This is a genomic window from Neobacillus terrisolis (assembly GCF_051233475.1).
GTDB lineage: Bacteria > Bacillota > Bacilli > Bacillales > Cytobacillaceae > Bacillus_BU.
The window spans coordinates 23984-43867 of the sequence record NZ_JBKFGH010000004.1 but is presented as its reverse complement, the minus strand read 5'-3'; the positions used below and the strand labels follow the sequence as shown (position 1 = coordinate 43867).

Genomic DNA, 19884 nt, shown 5'->3' with positions numbered 1-19884 from the left:
TTATTGACCGGGATGTTTTGCAAATATATTATAAAAATTGAAACAATTTAAAAAATTCGTCAAAAGGCTTCATGGATTAAATACTAAATAAAAAATTTCTATTTAAATCACATGAAAGAGTTGGTCAAAATTGAAAAGCCTTAAAGCTTTTGAAAGAAAAATAATCCTATATGCCCTGGTAGGGACTCTATTATTTGGATTAATTCATTACTATTCACAAGAACTTTTCCCATTTTTCAATCAAAAATACTATACAAGTTTACATATCATTCTTGAGTTTTTTAGTATTTCGATTTCAATTGCCATATTCACATATGGTTGGAAAGTTTTTTCCTATTCCAAGTCTAGTCGATTATTATTTTTATCGTTTATATTTGTAACCATTGGGATACTGGACCTCATTCACACTTTAACATTTAAAAACATGCCGTTCTTTATTTCCGAAGGGGCAGTTCATAAATCCATTTGGTTTTGGTTAATCAGCAGACTTACCGGCTCCATTATGGTGATTGTCGTATTTCTGCTACCTGAAAAAAGACTAAAAAAAGACCCAAGGGTACTATTAACTTTCATTACATTCTTCTATATTTATATCGTATCGTTTTTAATCTTTCATTTTGAAGACCGTCTTCCAGCCGTTGTTATAGAAGGGCTCGGCACAACGCCATTAAAGAAAGGAATCGAATACTTTGTCAGCTTTCTTTATTTAATCTCAATGTTGCTCAATTTTATAGTTTACAAACGTTCAAAGAAACCGGCTGCTTTATATATCTTTTTATCGTTTTATTTTTTACTAATCTCAGAGTTAATTTTTACGATCTATCGAGATATTCATGATATTGATAATATTACTGGACATCTATTTAAAGTAATTGGCTATTTCTTTATCATGAAAGGTTTTTATTTTTCGGCGATAAGTGAGGATAAGATTGCCGAAGAAAAAATAAATCGGGCAAGACAAGAGCTTGACGAAATAATCCGCGAACAACAGGGAATTATTTTTAAATTTAAAAAACACGGTAATGATTTTATTCACACTTTATGTAATGGTGAACTTCTTTACAAGCTGGGAATTGACCCAATTGAAGTTAGGAAAAGGAAACTAGAAGAGCTTATTCCGGAAAGTGCTGACTTTCTTTTATACCATTATCAACTCGCTTGGAATTCTGGTCAAAAAGTTACCTTTGAAATGGATATTAAAGACGTTTCAATGTTAATCTCATTAAAGCCGATGATTGATGATGGTCATGTAACCGAAGTGATTGGTTCTGCGACTGATATATCAAGGTTAAGGCATATGGAGGATATGATTCAAAGCACTGAGAAATTAGGTGTTCTCGGTGAGCTGGCTGCAGGAATTGCTCACGAGGTTCGGAACCCCCTAACAACCCTTAAAGGTTTCTTACAATTAATCCGAAACGATGCTGACCAGCAAAATCAGACATATATCAAGCTGATGCTGGAAGAAGTTGATCGGATTGAACAGATTACAAACGAATTTATGGCCGTTGCAAAACCTCAAGCATTATTATACAGACCAGAAAATATCACAACGATTATTCATCAGGTTGTTGCCCTTCTTCAGCCACAAGCTATTTTGCAGGACGTTCAAATTAACGTTAATGAAACAGGCCAAACCTTACCAGTTTTCTGTGAAAAGAACCATCTTAAGCAAGTATTCATGAATCTCATGAAAAATGCATTTGAAGCTATGCCAAATGGCGGAACTTTAAATATAACCATTACTCCACAAAACCATGAATATATGAATATTAGTTTTAACGATACGGGTAGCGGAATTCCAGAAGATGCGCTAAAAAAAATAGGCGAACCTTTCTTTACATTAAAAGAAAAAGGAAATGGACTAGGCCTAATGATGTGCAAAAAGATTATTCAACAACATCGCGGTCAGATCGAGGTAGAAAGTAAGCTAAATAAAGGGACAACCTTCAAAATAACACTACCAATTTATCAAGAATTGGATTAATCAGCCACTCTCTTAATCCAAAAGCTTTGTTAAAGAACAATGTTGATTTTGAGCACTCTGTTGATTGGAGCGGAAGGTGCGAGACTCCTGCGGGAGAAGGTGTCTCGGGAGACCCCACAGGCGCAATGGCGCCGAGGAGGCTCCCGGACTCCCCCCGCGGAAAGCGAGCACCTGCAGCGGAAATCAACAGCCAAATTAACAGAGCCATAACAAAAAAACAAACGCAAAACAAAGGAATCGAATTAACCTTGTTTTGCGTTTTTACTTTTCATTAAACTACTGAGATTCCTCGGTATTTGCATTTTCTTTCTGGTGATTTCTATCCTTTTTCAATTTTGAAATAAACGGAAGTGGTTTACTATTTATCCGAAACCAGACCACGACGGGACCCAGGAAGTTAAAACCAAACACAATAATGACCATTGTCCAAATAAACCACTGGGTATTTAAAACATATTCGTAAATCCACCAATGATAAAAATCCATACCTTCACCTATCAATTTTCGTTTTTACCATTTTTCCCTTCTCATTTTTATTCATACATTTAACAAAAATAGGCAATCCTAATAATGAAATATTTACATTAGGAGTTTTTCCGATGGATGACAAGCTTACACAAATCCTTGAAAGTAATATTGATATAAGGTTAGAAAAAAACATCTCTATGGTAAGGGACATTCTGGAAAACAGTTTGGATCTGGCCCAGCGGGATTTTGTTTTTCATACAAAGAAAAAGATCAGCGCTGCCTGCTTTTATACGGATGGATTAGCTAACACAGAATCAGTTGAAAAACTAATAAAGGACTTGTTATACAAAACGGATAAAATCCATCCCGTTTTGAATGAAGTTCATGAACATTCACAGTTTACTGATATTCTCAAAGAAACAGTAATGGAAACCGCGTCTCTTAAAGTCGTATCGAAGATTTCCGAAGGAATTGATGCCATTCTTGCTGGAGACACTTGTCTTTTCATTAATAACAGTAATCATGCTTTTATTGCTTCAACACGTGGCTGGGATACCCGGTCAGTTGATGAACCCCAAACAGAACAGGTTGTCCGTGGCCCAAGGGATGGGTTTACTGAGAGTATCCGCACGAATACAGCTTTAGTGAGAAGAAGAATCCGAGATCCCTTATTTCGGATTGAAGGAATGAAAATTGGCACTAAATCAAAAACCGATATCAACATTGCTTACCTAAAAGGAACGGTAAAAGAGGGCTTAGTAGACGAAGTTAAAGCGCGATTACAAAAAATAAAAATTGACGCTATTCTTGAAAGTGGCTACATTGAAGAATTTATCGAGGATGCCCCATTTTCACCTTTTTCCACAATCCAAAGCACAGAACGCCCTGACAAGGTGGCTTCAGCTATTTATGAAGGCAGAGTAGCTATTTTCACGGATAATACACCCTTTGTCCTTATTGTCCCGACCTACTTTTGGCAGTTCCTGCAGGGCAGCGATGATTATTACACAAAGTACTTATCTGGAAGTTTTTTTAGAATCGTGAGATACATAGCTTTTATTATTAGTTTAATACTTCCATCTGTTTTCGTTCTATTAGTCAGTTTTCATCAAGAAATGATCCCGACACCATTAGCGCTTACAATTGCTTCCGGACGAGATGTCATTCCCTTTCCAGTTCTTCTTGAAGCACTAGTAATGGAAGTATCCTTTGAATTGATGAAAGAGGCCGGTCTCAGAATGCCAAAACCAATTGGCCAAGCCGTTAGTATTGTCGGATCACTTGTTATTGGTCAAGCGGCTGTTCAAGCTGGTATTGTTTCCCCAACAATGGTTATTATTGTTGCAGTTACCGGAATTGCTTCTTTCGCAATCCCTAATTCTTCCGCTTCCTTCTCAATCCGACTGATCCGTTTTCCACTTTTGATCGCATCGGGAACATTAGGACTACTCGGATTTGCGGTCGTATTTTCCCTTTTGGCACTGCATGCGATGTCGCTACGATCCTTTGGAGAATCCTACTTAGCTCCAGCAACTCCGTTCAAGCCGTCAGACCAAAAGGATTCCATTATCCGTTTTCCGTGGTGGAGCATGAGAAGTCTGCCTCAGCTTGCATCCGGTGAGGGTAATTCAAGAATTGGGGAAGACCAGGTTCCTAAGCCTCCTAATTCAGGAAAACCTGGTCCTGTAAATGAAAATAATAAGAATGACGAAACTGAAGGGAAACAGGAACAGAAGGAAATACCAAGAAAAAACAATCTCTTTAAACATAGAAAGAAAAAGACGAAAAAAAATTGGAGAAATAAGGATGAAAACTAAACACTTGTTTTTGTTAATATCCCTTACCCTCACTATTTTTTTAAATGGATGTATTGGAAAAAGAGAAATTAACGAGCTGGCCCTTGTAATGGCAGTTGGTCTTGATAAAGGAAAGGATGGCAAAGTGGTGGTATCAGTGCAAATAGCAAGACCAGCGGATGCAAGAGGGCAAACAGGTGCTCCGGCCGGGAATACTGGTGATCCAATTTGGTCTGCAAAAGCTGAAGGTAAGACCATTTTTGAAGCAATTCGAAGTCTATCAACCTTTTCAACACGACGAGTTTTTTGGGCTCATAATTACATCATTATCATCAATGAGGATTTAGCAAGGGATGGAATTAGCGACATCATCGACTTTTTTACAAGAAACCCCGAACTTAGAATGAGAACTTGGGTTGTCGTTACCCCAAATAAAGCCAGCAATATTTTATCAACGATGACAGGTCTAGAAGTGATTTCTGGTGAGGCAATGGATAAATTATTCCGTTACAGTAGCATTTCTGCCCAAGCACCACGGACGCAAATGATTGACTTGCAATCAGCATATTTAAGCGAAAGCTCAGAACCTGTCTTAGCAAGAGTGAAGCTCATCAAACGAGGTATATCTAATAAGAAGCCTGGACAGGAAGGCAGCTATAAGCAGATTGATCTATCCGGAGCAGGAGTTTTTAAAGGAGATAAGCTTGTTGGGATTTTAGGTCAGAAAGAGACAAGGGGACTTCTTCCTTTCATTGAAAAAGTGGAGTCTGGTGTAATGGCTGTTAGCTGCCCAAAGGAACCAGAGCAAAAAATCAGTCTTGAGCTCAAGCACTATAAATTTAAGGTTACTCCCTTATATAGAAATGGAGAAATCAGCTTCCACATAAAATATGATACGGATTTTAGTATGGTAGAAGCAGGATGCCCCCTCTCGCTTGAGGATAGAGCTCAAATAACTAAACTAGAAAAACAGGTAGCAAACGAACTAAAAGGAAATGTTAACAATATTGTTTCTAAGGCCCAAAAGGATTTTAAAGCCGATATATTAGAACTCGGAAAGATATTTAACAACAAATATCCTAAAGAATGGCAACAAATAAAAAACCGCTGGGATGAAGAATTCCAAACCGCAGCTGTAAAAATAGATGTTACGGTTAACATTGAAGATACTGCTCTCCTTTTCAAACCTACTAAAACAGGAAAATGAGGGAAAATGAAATGAAAGTACAAATAACGAATGGAATGTTCATGGCGCTTATCATTAACATGATTTATGCAAAAGCCATAGGCTTAACACAAGGATCGATTTCCCGTGAGGTTGGTAATGATATGTGGATATCCACAAGCTTTTCAATCCTTCAGGGCGTATTGATCATGTTCATAACAATCACCGTCATCAAGAGAATGCCCAATGGGGACCTTATTCGTCAAAGCGGGGTCATGTTTGGGAAAGTTGTGGAGAAAATGGTTGCCACAATCTTTTTTCTGTTTTTTTTATTAGCCTATAGCATCGTCATGATTACTTTCGTATATCATTTAAAAGATTATTTCCTCCCCGAGGCTCCAACGATCCTCTTTCTTTTAGCTGCAATGATTGTTGGCTCTGTCGGGATTCATTACGGATTAGAAGTCATCGGCAGAATGGCTCTGTTAGGGATCTTTTCAATCCTATCCTTAAATATTTTGATACTACTAGGCTCATTAACGCAATTTGATATTCTCGAACTTCTTCCTACCTTTCAATCTGGGCTTCCGAAGATTCTTTGGGCGAGTCGCCATCATAACGGGGATTGGGCCCTTGCAACGATGATGACCGCACTTATACTTCCATATGTGAAGGATCCAAATACTTGGAGAAGAGGTGGGGTCTCAGGGAGTGCCTTTAGCGGAATGTTTATATTGATGTGGCCAATCTTAGAGGCAGGAGTGTTAACCTCTGAAGTTGCCGGGCAATACATCATTTCATGCATGCAAATGGCGAGAAGCGCTAGTATTGGCCTATTTCTACACCGTTATGAATTGGTCATGGTTGCTTTATTTGCTCTGTCAAGCTTAACCCAAATTATGATGGCGCTGTTTTGTGCCTCGATCTCCTTGCAAAGGGTTATTGGTCTAAAGGACTATCGAAAGCTGATTTTTCCTGTTGCCCTAATTCTCAACGGATTCGGGTATTATATTGTTAGTGATCATCGTCGGGCTTTGTATTTTTTAGAAACAAATTGGATTACCATTTCCGTTTCAACTGCTATCTTACTTCCAATGTTGATTTGGCTATTTGGATTTTTCTTTAGAAATAAACTGAACAAACATGGACAACTTAAAAATACATAGAAAAATGGTCAGCTTTTTGCGAAAAAAGAATTTTTGCAATGCTGACCATTATTTTAGAGGTATTTCTAAACATATTTTCGTTCCTTTTCCAGGGATGGACTCTATTTTGAATATCCCACCAACAGCATGGGCTCTCTCTTCCATACTAAAGATTCCCACTCCCCTTGAGACTAGTTTGAGATCGAAACCTTTTCCATAATCCTTTATGATAACGTTAACAACGTTTTCCTTTTCAGTTAAATTAATGCACACCTTGTCTGTATCTGCATATTTGCGAACGTTCGTTAGTGCTTCTTGAATAATTCGATAAATAGTTAAATCAATTGTGATATTGTATCGTTTATGTATTTGGCTTTCAAACTGAACGTCAATTCCGTAATATTCACTGAACCTTGCTAAATAGGAACGTATGGCAGGTACAAGTCCAAGATCATCCAGAACCGCCGGGCGTAATTCCCAGGAAATTTCGCGAACCTCTTCAATTAATTGTGCAGCTTCACGGTGCATTTGCTCGATCAACGGATGTTCCATTTGCGATTTAAGTAAATTTATCGTTATCAAATGGCTGTAAAGATTCTGACCCAGCCCATCATGCAAATTCCTTGAAATTTTTTTTCGTTCTTCTTCCTGAACATCAATGATTCTTGAGGCCATTTTTTGAAGTTCTTCTTGATAAGATTTTATGATCTTTTCTAAAGAATTTTTTAACTCGGCATTAATATTTCCATCCTCTAACAACGCGGAAATTTCATTTGAACTAGGACCGTTTTTATTCATATTTTGTTGCAAAATCAAACCGTCGTCCATCTCAAACCTCCTGCTTCGAGCCTTTTTTATTGATACTGAAGTTAAGTCACTAGTAACCGCTTTAATAAACTAAGTTTACTGATTACGAAAGAATCTCGGACAGCATTTCTTCCATAAAGCTTGCAACTTCTTGGACCATTTGCTGCTCTTTTTCTAAAAAAGTATAAGGAGATCTCTTTCCAACTAACAGTACCCCTTTAGGAGCATTTTTATAAAAAATGGGGACCGCAAAGGAAGATATTAATTTCTCAGCAAGCATGATTGGATATTCAATCGCTTTTCCATTTATTTGATCTGGAAAATGAACAATGCTCATCGGGCTTCCAGTTAAAATAACCTTTCCTGCTATCCCTTTACCGTATCGAACTGTTATCCGTTTATACTTATCATTTAAATTCCCCACTGCGTAATGCCATCTAATATCAGGTCCATTTTGGTTTTGGATTGCCAGACCAACAAAATCACAGTTAATTTGCTCCTTAAGCCCATTACAAGCTTTGATAACCAATTGATTATCGTTTAAATTTATCATACCGGATCGAATCCTTTACATGCCATACCCAAGCAGCCCCTTTTTTAAAGCATATGCGACCAACTCCGGCCTTGACTTCATATGCAACTTCTCCATCAAATTCCCTTTATGAGTTTCAACGGTTTTTACACTAATCGTTAATTGTTCAGCTATTTCTTTATTGGAAAATCCTTTAGCAACCAGTGTTAATACTTCCTTTTCACGATCAGAAAGGAGGCTATAGGTATCGGTATTTCCTTGCTTAACGGTCTCCATATATTCGGTAATGAGTTTTTTTATAGCTGAAGGATGAAGGTAAGCATTTCCATCTGCAACAGACTGAATAGCCGCCACAAGTTCATCCTGAGGAGCACTTTTTAAAATGCATCCCGATGCTCCTGCTTGAATGGCTCTAAACAAATATTCTTCGTCATCATGCATCGTTAAGATTAAGATCGCAACGTGAGGCATCTGTTTTTTTAATTCGGAGGTAGCAGATAAACCATCTTTGCCATGTGGCATACTTAAATCCATTATCACCACATCAGGCTTCAATAATAGTGCCTTCTTGATTCCTTCATTTCCTTCCGATGCTTCACCTACAACTTGCATATCAGGATAATTATTGAGCAGCATCGTTAATCCCATTCGAACAACAGCATGATCATCCACGAGCAGTATTTTTATCATATTCCTTCCCCCATATATTTCTATTTGTTTTTCCTGAAAGATTAAATGGGTAATAAGATATGAACAGTGGTTCCCTCTCCAATGCTTGAAGTGATCGTACAATCTCCGCCTGCTAACCCCATCCTTTCTTTCATAGCAGCCAAGCCTGAAGCGGAATTCTCATTATCATATAAGTTAAAACCTTTTCCAAAATCAGTGATCATAATCGCTAATTGATTAGTGGTCCAGGTAAAAGTAATCTTTGCTTTCGAGGTATCAGCGTATTTGGCAATATTGGCAAAAGCCTCCTGACAAACTCTAAAAATGGTAATGTTTTTCTCCTCAGCAATTGAAACTTCTGAACCGATACTCTCTACTTCAACTTCAATTCCAAATGTCGATGTATATAGTTGCGTATAGTTTTTTATCGCCGCGAGTAAACCAAATGTCGTTAAGGCTGGAGGATATAATTCTACTGAAAATAGTCGAATTTCTTGAATCGTTTTTTCTAGTAGTTCAGCCATTTCTTTAACATACTGTTTCGTTTGCGGTTCACTTACTCCCGTTTCAATAAACTGCAGTCCAGTATAAATACTGTATAAAGTTTGGCCGACTCCTTCATGAAGTTCCATTGCAACACGCTTTATCTCTTCTTCCTGCGACCTGATGATATACGAAGAAATATTATTTGATGATATGGTCTTCATTCGAATTCACCTCCATTACCTTAAGAAACATAAGGGGATGTCTCTGATAAATTCCTCTAATATATTATTATAAAATAAACCAGAGACGAATACTAAAAAATTATGAGGCCTCAGTAAGTACCTCTTTCTTTACCGTGTTCCGTTGATAATAAAACCAGTTTAATCCAATTGAAATGATATAAAATGCAATAAAGAAATAAAATGCTGTGGCATAGGTACCTGTTGCATTAATGGACCAACCAAACAACTTTGGAATTAAGAAGGAACCGTATGCTGCAAATGCTGCTGTAAAACCAATAACCGGAGCAGCTTCCTTAGGCGGAAAGATAGTAGGAATCATTTGGAATGTTGAACCTGAACCTAAACCAGCCGCTATAAATAATATTAAGAATGAGGTAAGGAAGCCAGCAAATTGTTTGTCGCCTAAGAAGTAGATTACCCCACTTGCACCAATCCCCATTACTACTAAAACATAAGCGGTTAAACGTGCACCGCCAATTTTATCGGAAATCCATCCGCCGACAGGGCGGGAAGCTGCTGCAAGAAATGCACCGAGAAATGCCAATGAGATATGTTGTGGAAACTGCGATTTTAATAATAATGGAAATGCAGCAGAATAACCGATAAAAGAGCCGAATGTGGCCACATATAACCAAGTCATAATCCATGTATGCTTTCGTTTTACAATTACAAATTGTTCGGAGAAAGATTGTTTTGTTCCTGGTAAGTTATCCATTCCGAAATATGCAGCTAGTGACACGATAATGATTGGAATAACCCATATGAATGCAGCATTATGGAGCCAAAGCTTGTCCCCATTTGCCAAAACTTGTGCATCTCCTAAAAACGCAAATGTGCCGGTTGTAATAATTAGCGGAGTAACAAATTGGACCACTGAAACGCCCATATTTCCAAGTCCACCATTAATACCAAGCGCTGTCCCTTTTTCCTTTTTCGGAAAAAAGAAACTAATATTAGCTGAAGAAGAAGAAAAGTTTCCGCCACCAAGACCACATAAAGCAGCTAACAGAAGCATAATCGAATATGGAGTATCTGGATTTTGAACAGCTAGTCCAATTCCAATCGCAGGTATTAATAAAACCACTGTCGAGAAGGCAGTCCAGTTTCGTCCTCCAAATTTTCCTACTCCAAATGTATAGAAAAATCGCATCGTCGCTCCAACTAAACCTGGTATTGCAGCTAGGGTAAATAATTGACTTTCCGTAAATGTAAAGCCAATATCATTTAATCTGATCGCGACAACAGACCATATTTGCCATACAATAAATGCAAGCATCAAACTTGGAACAGAAATCCATAAATTTCTTGTGGCATGCTTTTTTCCTTCAGATTTCCAAAACTGCTCATCCTCGGGATTCCAATTGGTTATTCGATTACTCATTCTCTCTCACCTTCCTGATTTTATAATGCAGGTTTCCCCCTGCATCAATCGCTGACCATTCTAAATTGGTTTTTCGAACTTTTGAATCTAACGGAACTGCCAGAAAGTAAACATCATCAAAGTAGATTCTTAAATGGGTTTGATCTGGACAGAGCCCCAATCTTTTTATTGTTTTTATGACAAACGGCGCTTTTTCTCCGCCATGCTCGTCTAATATGGCAACCTCAACCGGAACAGAAACAAAATCCTGAAGATCCTCCATGTTAATGTGTCCCACAGCTAGAACATCCTCTCATCGTTACCGGATAAATAAACATTTTGTATCCTTGTAAATATTGCCAAAATTGTTTATTTCCGTTTTCCTCTAAAAAATGAAGGGTCTCTTCTTCCGAACGCCACTTACTCATCCCTTTAACTTCTGCGATAACCATTTCTGCGCCCTCTAATGTTTTTTCTTCTAGGTACCAATTCAATCGTACTTCTGCAAACAGATTTGTTAAAATTTCATTAATCTCCACCGCGAAATTTCCGGTTTTTTCGCGAATAAAGCAAAAATCCAGATAGGTCTCATTGTTCATTAACCATCACGCCTTCCGCTTTTGATCCCATCTATAAACGTAAAATGCCACTGGGAATAAAAGAACATTGATGATACAAGCCGTTAGTGCATTGAAAAAATTTTGGTAAAAGTACTGGTGAACCATGTATTGAGTAAAAATAATATTTAGAAATAAGATGGCACAAAGTAAGGAAACACCAACATAGTTATGCTTCATAACGTTTCACCTTTACTGCGTAAACCGCGCCCTTTTCTACTTTTACTTGAATTTCCGGCAATGGCCGACGAGGCGGACCAGCTGTAGGTGCACCCGTTTCAACATCAAATTTCCCGTGATGACACGGACAAACCATTTCCCCCTCTTCCTTTACCCAAAAAACAGGGCAGCGAAGATGGGTACAGGCATTTTGATAAGCTACAAATTTCTCCTCACCTAAACGGATTAGAATAGCGTCATCGTGCTCACCCGGAAATTTGAAGTCTACAGCACTGCCAATTTCCAATGCATTTAAATCGGTTATTTTTTTATGTGGATATTCCTTTTCACCGAGACCTGTCAGCTCTTTGGCTGCAAGCGCTCCCCACGGCAGGGAGGATACTGCAAAAACACCTGCTGCTCCTACTAATGTTTTCATGAATCCTCGACGATCAAGTTTCCGTTCATTGTTTCGATTTATATTGTGAGTGTAATTATCTTCATTGAATGGGATTTTATTATTTTTTTCTGTCATGCTAATCCCTCCTAAAACAACTTAGTAATTCCCTGGATAATTCCAGGAAGATTGACTCTGACATTTGTTTCATTCTCAAGATAAGGGGCACTGGTTACCCATTTACCATTATCCATATTGTAAGCTTGTCTCTTATTTTCTATTTCTTCATCTGTTAACCATTGTAATGTATTGGTTGGGCAAACACTTGCACACATCGGCGGAATCCCATCTTTACTCCGGTCGATACAAAGATCACATTTGTACATTAAGTTTTCCTCAGTATCAAATTTCGGGATGCCATACGGGCAAGCAATCGTACAGTTTTGACAGCCAATGCATTTTTCAACAAGTGCAGATAAAACGGCACCTGTTTCATGTATTTGTATCGCTTGGGCAGGACAGCTTCTCGCACAGGCTGGATTCACACAGTGAAGGCACATAAGCGGCATGGTCTGTCTGTTCACAAGCGGGTTTACGTCATAAACATAGTTTCGATTGCGCTGTTCATGACCTCCGCACTGTGTACAAGCAGCGAGGCAAGAGCGGCATCCTATACAATTTTCCAGTTCAATATAGAGCCTCTTTTTCATTTATTGCACCACTTTCGTTTCTAGTTTTTCAATCTGTGCTGCGCATGCTTTAAATTCCGGCATTCTTGAGATCGGATCAAGAGCAGGAATAGTAAGCAAATTAATCGATTGGTCATGTCCAAAATGATATGGAACAAACACAGTATCTTTACGAATCGCTTCAGTAATTTTTACTTTATAATCCGCTTCCCCGCGGCGGGTGTATAAACGAACAACCTCTTCATGTTCAATGTTATATTTAGCAGCAAGCTCAGGATGCACCTCTACGAATGGTTCAGGACACATGTCTCGCAGGAATGGAATTCTCCTAGTTTGGTTCCCTGATAAATAGTGGTAAACAACACGGCCGGTCGTTAAGCGAATCGGATACTCCTGATCAGGCTCTTCTGCAGGAGGACGATATGGTAAGGCGCAAATTTTTGCTTTTCCATCCGGATGATAAAACTTCTTATCAAGGAACATATGTGGTGTCCCCTTATCTTCTTCATCTTTACAAGGCCAGAATACTCCATCTTGTTTTTCGATTTTATCCCAGGTTGCCCCGTAATAATCAGCGTAACCGCCTTTAGACGCTAAGCGGAATTCTTCTGCTACCTTTTCAGCTGTTTTTAGATGAGAGAAATGTTTTCCTTTGCCTAAACGCTCAGATAGTTCAACTTGGATTAACCAATCTGGCTTTGATTCTCCAACAGGCTCTTGAGCTTTATTGATTTTAATAATCCGGCCTTCTAGATTGGTAACCGTTCCTTCGTCCTCAGACCAGGTGGTTGTAGGAAGGACCACATCCGCAAATTCCGCCGATTCTGATAAATAGAAATCAACACACACCATGAAATCTAAATTTTTCATTTGTTCGCGAACATAGTTTAAGTTAGGTGCTGAGACGGCAGGGTTTGAACATAATAAGTACAACCCGCGAATCGTTTTTTGCTCCATTAACTCAAACATTTCATAAGCTGAGACACCTGCTTTTGGCATTTCTTCCGGTGTGATTCCCCAAACCTTACATACTTCTTCTACATGTTTTGGATTGGCAATTTTACGATAGCCTGGAAGGGCATCTGCTTTTTGACCATGCTCACGTCCGCCTTGACCATTTCCTTGGCCTGTGAAAGTTGCCACTCCTGCTTTAGGACGGCCAATTTTCCCCGTTACGAGCGCCAAATTAACATAGCCTGAAACATTGTCTACCCCTTTATGCTGTTGTTCAATTCCCCGTGCAAATAGCACGACTGCATTGGGAGCTTTCCCGTAAATTTCAGCTGCACGGATAATCTTTTCAGGCGCGACCCCGGTTAACTGACTCGTATATTCTGGAGTGAATTCCTTTACTAATTCTTTTGTTTCTTCAAACCCATTTGTATGATTATTGATAAAATCTTCATCAGCATGACCGTTTTGAATAAGCAGGTTTAAAATTCCGTTTGCAAGGGCAAGGTCTGTACCCGGTTTTAAATCCAGGTGGACATCTGCTCTGCGGGCGATTGGGGTTTCACGAGGGTCAGCAACAATCAAGTAACCGCCTCGCTCTTGAACCGCCCAAACACGGAACATCGAAGTAGGATGACACTCTGCTGTATTGCTTCCAGCAATAAACAAACAATCAGTTTCATGAATATCTGTCCAAGGCAATGTTGACCCGCGGTCCACTCCAAAGGAACGCATAAATCCGCCGGCAGCACTAGACATACAAAAACGTCCGTTATAATCAATATAGCGAGTTTGAAGTCCAACACGGGCAAACTTACCAGTTAGGTAACATTTTTCATTTGTCATGGATACGCCGCTATAAACACTTAACGTATCCTTTCCGTATTCACGTTGCAGCTGCTGGAACTTATTGGCGATTAAATCGTACGCCTCTTCCCATGTTGCCTCACGGAACCCTTGCTTTGTTCCCTTTAATGCGGCATTATCACGAATTAATGGCTTTAAAATACGATCTGGATGATTGGTTTGTTGATAGGCAGTAACCCCTTTAGGACACATTTTCCCAACCGTTACCGGCCATTCATATCTAGGTTCAACACCAATAATTTTATTTGTCGCAATATCAATCCTTAAATTCATTCCACACTGCATCCCACAATAGCTGCAGTGAGTTTTTACCAGCTTTTCGCCAGGATGAACTACGTTTTCAATTTCTTTAAAAAACTTATCCCTTTGCATTTTGGTTTGCCTCCTTAACCTTCACTTCATGGGTAGGAAATCCTGAGAACTGTGCAATCCGATATTTCCGACGACATGGTAAGCAAAGTTCCGCTAAATGAGCTCCTTCTGTTGACCTGAACTCCATTTCATTTACACCTAAAACTTGAATAACATCCTGGGATTGCTCATTTGACACAAACTCGTTTCCGCAAACTTTACACTCCTTCATTCCTTGTTCAGCGTAGTGTTCTCGGTAGTTACGGGCCAAAACACTCATTGGACGGAACGGAATATGTGCAAGTTTTCCAAATGGCAAATAGATGAGTGTAATAATAACTGAAAACTGGTGAATCAATGACATTACCGGTTGACCCCAGCCATGTAGAAATACGTTCATAAAAGTTAGGGCTAAACCAGTAACTGAGATAAATAGCAAAAGATATAGCGGTAAGAAATCATAAATGAAATTTTGTTCTGCACGTGCCTGCATATTTTTCAAGCGACGGTAAAGCGCCATGGATACCCCTGTAATTACCATCATTGCTGAGAAATTCAAAGCATTGTATGATAGGAAACCAATTATCCCATCTGCTTTAATTACGATAAGATCTAATCCCATTAGAACAATCGTATAGTAGCCGTTCTCTCCCATTGTGAAATACATCCAACCGAAAACAAGCGGGAACGTAACCATACAGGATATAACGCAGCCCCAACCAATTAGAACGTGCTGAGTCCAACGGTATATTCCACGATTCCAAATAAAATTGTAAGTGGCCAAATGCTCAACGGAAGTTTTTGGGGTTGATTTCCGTGTTAGCAGCTTTAGACCTTTTTTAATAATGATCTTTGTCGGTGGTCTTTCACCCCAAGCTATGAAACGATAAAAGAAGCCACCAATAAAAACGATCGTTCCAACCATATATCCATATAAATTAAGGTCGATGTGGGTAAACATTCTTGTTCCAATAAACACTAAAATAATAAGTCCAATTACGGTTAAAAACATTGATTTTGCAAATTTAGATGCAAAGGCATTTTCGAAGGTTTGCCCATTTGCTTTTGTAGTTGAAAGTTTTGCTTCCATACTAAGTCCTCCCCTATTTACAAATTAGAACCTTTCAATTGACTCTAATTGTAAGATTTGGGGGGTGTTTAAAATATCAGGGAACTTCCCCATCCTCTCAGGGAAATCCCCCTATTTCGACTAGATTTGTTCAACTTTTGGACATAAAAAGAGTAAATGGGGATTTATCGTTGTGGAAAGGTTGCAAATTCCCTATAAAACACTGTGGAGTTGTGCGGACATACAATCCGTTATTTACATCAAAAATGGAGATTTCCCTTATTTATCGGACATAGGTTCCTTTATTTAGCTTAAATGTCCCTTATTTGCTTGATGTATTAACAAATAGCGAACTTCATGTCCGGAAATATTTGAAAAACAGCGTTTTTTATTAAAATAAGGAACTTCATGTCCGCAAAAAAATATCCTAATGAAATCGTGTCGACCAATATAAAAAAACGCATGGGGGCCCCCTGCGTTTTTTTTAATATTTATTGCAAGCTATTTTATAAATGGCCACCAGTTTGCTTTGCCAAAGATTTTGGCCATAACCGGGACAAATAAAGGTAAAATCACTAATGCATAAAGGAACAATCCAATTAAAACAAGCGTGGCGATTTGCAGCAAGGAAAGTACACCTGCCGGCATCATTGCCGCGAACGTTCCGCCAAGAATAATCGCAGCCGATATAATGACTGTCCCCATCTTCTTCATCGACAGAAGCATTGCCTCACTAACAGACAAATCGCTGTACTCTTTGAATCGATCCATTAAGAAAATACTATAATCAATTCCTAGTGCAACCAGAATGACAAAGGCAAAGAATGGTACAGCCCAACTTATTCCGTCATACCCAAGGATATTCACATAAATCATCTCCGTAATCCCCATTGAAGTAAAGTAAGTGATGATTAAAGAAGCAATTAAATAGATCGGCATGACAAACGAACGAAGCATAATAATCAAAATAATCGCGATTCCAACAAGCATCAGGACAACCGTCCGTGAATAATCAGCTTTTGACATCGCACTTAAATCTGCATTCGTACTTGTAATCCCGCCCACAGCAACAGTGGCATTCTCAAGCTTTGTATCCTTCGTTGCTTTTTCTACTGATTGTTTAATCTCATCCACTTGGTTTATCGCTTCATTTGAATACGGATTTTCCTTGAAAACGACATCAATGGTCATTACTTTTCGGTTTTCTGACATGTAAGTATCAAGAACTTTTTCAAAATCCTTACTTGCTAATACTTCTTCAGGAATATACATACCCGTTAAACTTTGATCAGATTCCGATAAATCCACTAAATAATCCTGTGCAGAGTTTAAACCATCATGCACCTGATTTAATCCCGTTACTCCTTTTTCAAGACCATCCGTTAATTGAGTCATTTGTCCACCCAAATTAGAGAACCCGTCAAGGAGCTGTTGCTGACCTGAATTTATCGAAGTTAAGCCTTCCGTAACCTTGGAAACATTACCAACAACCTGCCCTTGACCATCCGCTGTAGCAGTCATCCCTTTTTGCAGTTCATCAAGTCCGGTAATTAGCTGAACCATTCCTGCGTTAAGGGCTTGCTGTCCAGCTAGTATTTTAGCAAACTGCTGATTTGCCCCAGTTATTCCTGTTGATGCTTCTTTTAAATTGATATTTAGTATGGTTAAACCGTCATATAAGGTTTTAATCACACCTTGACTATAAAGGACTGTTCCTTTTAACGCTTGATAGTCCTCCATGTCTCCTTGTATTTGAGGATACTTTTGTTCCAGATTAGTAAAGTGTTGATTTACTGATGCCAGCCCTTCAGAAAGCCCCTTTAGACCGCCCTCTATTTTTTGGTACTCACCATGTAAAGTAGAAATCCCTGCACCAGCCTGCTCATAACCAGCTAACAACTGCTGACTTCCTGCAGCCAGCATTTCCGCATTCGCCTTTATCTCCTGCAAGCCTTTTTTAATTTCGCCTGAGCCCAATGACCCCTTACGGATACCATCTTCAATTTGAGTTAATCCACTTTGAAGCTTTACTACTCCTGTTTTTAATTCATCGGTACCAGATACTAAACTGCTGATTCCGTCAGTTGCATCCTCAAGCTTTGGCTGAGAATTAGCTAACTCACTGCTTGCTTCGTGTAAGCCATCACTAATTTGCTTGATTCCGTCATTTCCTTCACCAATTCCTTTTCCAAGTGCAACAGCCTGCTTTGAAACAAATAAATCCTCAAGCTGCTCTCCCATTGGCCTTGATACCGACCGAATCGTATCGACTCCGTCAATTTTTTCTAAATCCTGACTTATTTTCTCTGCTAAGCCAATATATTCTGCGGAGTCCATTTTTTCATCATTTTTAATAACGATCTGAGCAGGCATTGATTGACCTGGTCCAAATCCATCAGCGATCATGTTAAACGCTTTAATCGAGTCCGCTTTGTCTCCCACTTCGTCTAAAGAATTGTAGGAGAGCGTTCCATCATAGGTTACTAAAAATGGCACCGTCACCGCTGCAACAATTAATAGGGAAACGACAGGCTTAGCCAAGGCAAACCGGCCGACGATTTCCCAAAGCTTACTGTCCTTATGCTCAAGAGTCCCTTTTGCCGGCCAAAATAGTTTTCGACCAAGCACAACCATAAAAAATGGAACAATGGTTGATAGTGCAACCAATAATAACGCAACACCGACCGCAACTGCTGCCGCTGATTGATACAATTTAAACGTCGATAATCCAATTGCCGAAAATCCAACCATAACTGCAAGACCGCTAAAATAGACTGTCTTACCGGCAGTTCGGTAGGTTTCAAGGATTGCGTAGGTAATATTTTCCTGTATTGCCATCTCTTCTTTAAATCTACTTAATAGTAAAATACTATAGTCCGTACCAATCCCAAACATTACAGCAACTAAGAAAATCTGTGTATAGGACGAAATAGGAAAATTCCAATTATCAACTAAAAAGGTAACGATTGATTGAGATGCCAAGTACGCAAAGCCCACGGTTACTAGTGGGACTAATGGGGCGACAATAGAACGGAACACAAGCAGAAGAACGACAAGGATAAAGACAACGGTAATTCCCTCTGTCTTCTTTAAACCTTCCTGAGCATTCGTATTTAAGTCCTGATTCACAAGCCAGCTGCTAGTATAGTAGTGTTCAAGTTCAATATTTTCCAGGACACTATAAAGTTGCTTGGACACTTCCTTATCTTCGCGCTCTCCCATATCTACTTTCAAGGCGGTCAGAATGGTTGCTCCATCCTTTGATACAAGTTGTTCCTTAAGCGATTTTTCCTTAAAATGGGAGGTGATTTCCTTAATGCCCAATTTTTCTTTGTTTTTTTCTAATAAATTAATAGCTCTTTTAGCCTCTTGGATTTCATCATCTGTAAGCTTTTTTTCACTTTGAAATACGAGGGCAACGGTTGATTCATTTCCATCCTTAATTTCATCGATTATTTCGTTTGCTAAAGATGAGGAATACCCCTCAGGTACTACAAGATCGCCTTTTTGACGAACTAAATTTGCCATATTAGGCGCAGACATCATCAACACGGTTACAACCGCAATCCATGTTAGTAAGACGAACCATTTTCCTTTTATAATCCCTCTCATATTCCCTCTCCCTGCCTATCTTCCTTGATGTTAATTAGTAATTGTTCAAGCTTTTCATAGGTTTTTATAAAAGAATTAATTTCATCGTCATTAAACTTTGTAATAAATTCTTCAACAAGGTGATGCACCCGCTGTTCACATTCGTTGAACAGAGCTTCTCCTTTTTCCGTTAAAGCTAAATATACAACACGCCGATCATTTTCATCTCGTGTTCTTACAATTAGACCTTTATCTGCTAATCTCGTAATAATAGCTGTAATAGCACTTTTATTGACCGCAAACACTTCTGCTAATTCCGAAGAGGTGCAATGACTTCTTTGTTTGATATACCTTAGAGTGTAATGTTGGTCTGTGGTTATATCCGCACCAATTTGATCCTTAATAAGTACTTCTGCTTTTTTCGTCACCGAAAAAGAAACCCTAACGTAGCGGTCAATTAATTCTTGAATTTTTTCCTGGTTCATTGAATCACATCCAATTAGTTAAATGATTGAACTATTCACTTGTTTAACTAT

General features: G+C 38.8%; 18 protein-coding genes. 4 read left to right on the top strand and 14 right to left on the bottom strand.

The features are described 5' to 3' along the window. The first annotated feature begins 130 nt into the window (after positions 1-130). The 4 genes from ACI48O_RS02290 (at position 131) to ACI48O_RS02275 (ending at position 6582) form a co-directional block, all read left to right on the top strand. On the top strand, positions 131-1987 hold the full coding sequence (locus ACI48O_RS02290; RefSeq protein ID WP_435560086.1) for an MASE3 domain-containing protein: 1857 nt from the start codon (positions 131-133) through the stop codon (positions 1985-1987). A 599-nt stretch (positions 1988-2586) separates the two neighbouring features. Then, complete coding sequence (locus ACI48O_RS02285; RefSeq protein WP_435560085.1) at positions 2587-4272, top strand: spore germination protein; 1686 nt, start codon at positions 2587-2589, stop codon at positions 4270-4272. Further along, entirely contained in the window at positions 4262-5458 is a 1197-nt protein-coding gene (locus tag ACI48O_RS02280) for a Ger(x)C family spore germination protein (RefSeq protein WP_435560084.1), read from the top strand. Before ACI48O_RS02285 ends, ACI48O_RS02280 begins: the two co-directional genes overlap by 11 nt. Positions 5459-5469: 11 nt before the next feature. Continuing rightward, entirely contained in the window at positions 5470-6582 is a 1113-nt protein-coding gene (locus ACI48O_RS02275; RefSeq protein ID WP_435560083.1) for a GerAB/ArcD/ProY family transporter, read from the top strand. A gap of 48 nt (positions 6583-6630) precedes the next feature. Here ACI48O_RS02275 and ACI48O_RS02270 read toward each other — a convergent pair whose 3' ends face one another. The 14 genes from ACI48O_RS02270 to ACI48O_RS02205 all read right to left on the bottom strand — a co-directional run bounded on the left by ACI48O_RS02270 (position 6631) and on the right by ACI48O_RS02205 (position 19833). Continuing rightward, positions 6631-7389, bottom strand: coding sequence for a sensor histidine kinase (locus ACI48O_RS02270; protein WP_435560082.1), 759 nt, complete (start codon positions 7387-7389; stop codon positions 6631-6633). A gap of 82 nt (positions 7390-7471) precedes the next feature. Then, entirely contained in the window at positions 7472-7921 is a 450-nt protein-coding gene (locus ACI48O_RS02265; protein WP_435560081.1) for a GAF domain-containing protein, read from the bottom strand. 15 nt (positions 7922-7936) lie between these two features. Then, a complete protein-coding gene (locus tag ACI48O_RS02260; RefSeq protein WP_435560080.1) occupies positions 7937-8590 on the bottom strand; it encodes a response regulator in 654 nt (217 codons plus the stop codon). 41 nt (positions 8591-8631) lie between these two features. Then, complete coding sequence (locus ACI48O_RS02255) at positions 8632-9276, bottom strand: sensor histidine kinase (RefSeq protein ID WP_435560079.1); 645 nt, start codon at positions 9274-9276, stop codon at positions 8632-8634. A 100-nt stretch (positions 9277-9376) separates the two neighbouring features. Next, on the bottom strand, positions 9377-10678 hold the full coding sequence (locus tag ACI48O_RS02250) for a NarK family nitrate/nitrite MFS transporter (protein ID WP_435560078.1): 1302 nt from the start codon (positions 10676-10678) through the stop codon (positions 9377-9379). Continuing rightward, positions 10671-10955 (bottom strand): hypothetical protein, encoded by a 285-nt coding sequence (locus ACI48O_RS02245; RefSeq protein WP_435560077.1) that lies wholly within the window; start codon positions 10953-10955, stop codon positions 10671-10673. The genes ACI48O_RS02250 and ACI48O_RS02245 overlap by 8 nt, the downstream gene beginning before the upstream one ends. Then, entirely contained in the window at positions 10942-11256 is a 315-nt protein-coding gene (locus ACI48O_RS02240; protein WP_435560076.1) for a hypothetical protein, read from the bottom strand. The genes ACI48O_RS02245 and ACI48O_RS02240 overlap by 14 nt, the downstream gene beginning before the upstream one ends. Before the next feature lie 6 nt (positions 11257-11262). Then, positions 11263-11454: a hypothetical protein gene (locus ACI48O_RS02235; RefSeq protein ID WP_435560075.1), complete on the bottom strand. Its 192-nt coding sequence runs from the start codon at positions 11452-11454 to the stop codon at positions 11263-11265. Then, positions 11444-11968 carry a Rieske (2Fe-2S) protein gene (locus ACI48O_RS02230; RefSeq protein WP_435560074.1) on the bottom strand — a complete coding sequence of 175 codons (525 nt, stop codon included), beginning with the start codon at positions 11966-11968 and terminating at the stop codon, positions 11444-11446. The genes ACI48O_RS02235 and ACI48O_RS02230 overlap by 11 nt, the downstream gene beginning before the upstream one ends. Positions 11969-11979: 11 nt before the next feature. Continuing rightward, positions 11980-12540, bottom strand: coding sequence for a 4Fe-4S dicluster domain-containing protein (locus tag ACI48O_RS02225; RefSeq protein ID WP_435560073.1), 561 nt, complete (start codon positions 12538-12540; stop codon positions 11980-11982). Further along, complete coding sequence (locus ACI48O_RS02220; RefSeq protein WP_435560072.1) at positions 12541-14709, bottom strand: molybdopterin oxidoreductase family protein; 2169 nt, start codon at positions 14707-14709, stop codon at positions 12541-12543. It abuts the gene before it with no gap. Beyond that, complete coding sequence (locus ACI48O_RS02215; RefSeq protein ID WP_435560071.1) at positions 14696-15778, bottom strand: hypothetical protein; 1083 nt, start codon at positions 15776-15778, stop codon at positions 14696-14698. The genes ACI48O_RS02220 and ACI48O_RS02215 overlap by 14 nt, the downstream gene beginning before the upstream one ends. Positions 15779-16258: 480 nt before the next feature. Then, the gene (locus tag ACI48O_RS02210; RefSeq protein WP_435560070.1) at positions 16259-19369 is read right to left on the bottom strand and encodes an MMPL family transporter; all 3111 of its coding nucleotides are present in this window, start codon (positions 19367-19369) and stop codon (positions 16259-16261) included. Then, a complete protein-coding gene (locus ACI48O_RS02205) occupies positions 19366-19833 on the bottom strand; it encodes a MarR family winged helix-turn-helix transcriptional regulator (protein ID WP_435560069.1) in 468 nt (155 codons plus the stop codon). Before ACI48O_RS02205 ends, ACI48O_RS02210 begins: the two co-directional genes overlap by 4 nt. Between the last annotated feature and the right edge of the window lie 51 nt (positions 19834-19884).